General features: G+C 77.3%; 2 protein-coding genes. Both read left to right on the top strand.

Annotated elements, in window-relative coordinates:
• The coding region (locus HUX53_RS02150) for a hypothetical protein (RefSeq protein ID WP_176401489.1) at positions 1-742 on the top strand (742 nt) is incomplete at its 5' end.
• Between the two features lie 186 nt (positions 743-928).
• Entirely contained in the window at positions 929-1,516 is a 588-nt protein-coding gene (locus HUX53_RS02145; RefSeq protein ID WP_176401488.1) for a WYL domain-containing protein, read from the top strand.
• Positions 1,517-1,522 lie beyond the last annotated feature (6 nt).

Here is a 1,522-nt window from a genome sequence, read left to right as displayed (position 1 = left end):
CATCGAGCGCGTCGTCACCGAGGTGCGGCGGCGCGGCAAGTGGGCGCGGCGGCTGCGCGGGCAGGAGGTGTCGAGCGCGTCGGCGCCGGCGCTGCTGCTGATCGGCGCGCCGTCCAGCGGGCAGCGGCGGCTGGCCCGGATGGCGGCCCGGGCGCTCGCGGAGGTGGAGGCCTCCAGCGGCGAGGTCCGCTCCGTGCACGCCGAGGACCTGCGCGAGCAGGGCCCCGACGGGCTGCGCGCCGCACTCGACGACAACGCCGGCCATGTGCTGCTGCTGGACGGCCTGGACGGGCTGATCCTGGACGAGGCCGACGGCGCCGCCTACGCCTCCGTCCTGTACCGGACGCGGCTGGAGGGCGTGAACGACACCGCGCTGCTGGGCACCTGCGAGCCGGACCGGGTCGGGGAGCTGTCGGCGGCGTCGCCGGAGCTGACCGCGGACCTGCGCGCGGTGCGGCTGCCGGACCTGTCGGCCCCGCGGGCGCGGGCGGCGCTGGTGCGGCTGCTGGCCGAGGAGCGCAGCCTGCGCCTCGGCACCGACGCGTGGGCGGTGGTGAACCGGGAGGTGGGGTCGCTGCGGCCGCGCGGGCGGCTGACCGGCGCACGCCTGGTGGAGGCCTACCTGGACCGGGCCGCGACACGCCATCTGGGCAGCGCGGAGGCGACGCAGGCGATCGGCAGCGCGCTGTCGCTGACGGCGGCGGACTTCGAGGGCCTGGCGGCGGAGCTGTCCGGCCGCTGACACAGGTCCGGGGACGCCCGCCGGGTGAACGGGGCGTCGGGTGCGGCGCGGGGGGCGTGCACCTCTCGCGGCGCCGCCCGGGATCCTGGCCGCGCGCCGCGCCGGTTGGTGGATGCGCCGTGCCGGTAAGGGATTTGGGTCCCTGCGGCGCGGCGGAATGTCGGTGGCGGGGGTCACGATGGGGGCGTGGATCGCGTTGACCGGCTGCTGGCGCTCGTCGCCGAGCTGCGGGCGGCCTCGCCCGAGCCGCTGGACCCGTCCGTCCTGGCGGCGCGGCTGCAGGTCAGCGAGCGGACCGTCCGCCGCGACCTGGAGCTGCTGGCGCACGGCGGGCTGCCGGTGCGGGCGGCCAAGGGCCGCGGCTACGCGCTGACCGGCCCGCCGGAGGCGGCGCCGCCGAGCGAGGTGGGGTCGCTGATGGGGCCGGTGCGCGGCACCCTCGACGAGGCGGTCCGCACCCGCCGGATCGTGCGGCTGGCCTACACCGACCAGGCGGGGGCGCGCAGTTTCCGGGACGTGGAGGCGCACGGCCTGGTCATCGCGCCCTACGGGGAGTACCTGGTGGGGTGGTGCCGGATGCGGGACGGGCCGCGGATGTTCCGGCTCCACCCGCCCGCCTCCGCGTTCCTGAAACAGAGCACCGAGGACGCGCGCGCGATGCGCGAGCCGCTTGCGTCTGTCCGGCTGCCGGTGCCGCGCCGCGCCGGTCGTGTCGGAACATCCGCGGCCCGTCCCGCATCCGGCACCACCCCACCAGGTAACTGTCGCTTATAAACATCT

It is taken from the genome of Actinomadura sp. BRA 177 (genome assembly GCF_013372625.1).
Lineage (GTDB): Bacteria > Actinomycetota > Actinomycetes > Streptosporangiales > Streptosporangiaceae > Spirillospora.
Note: the sequence above shows the minus strand (reverse complement) of the source record. Positions and strands in the feature narration are given on the sequence as shown.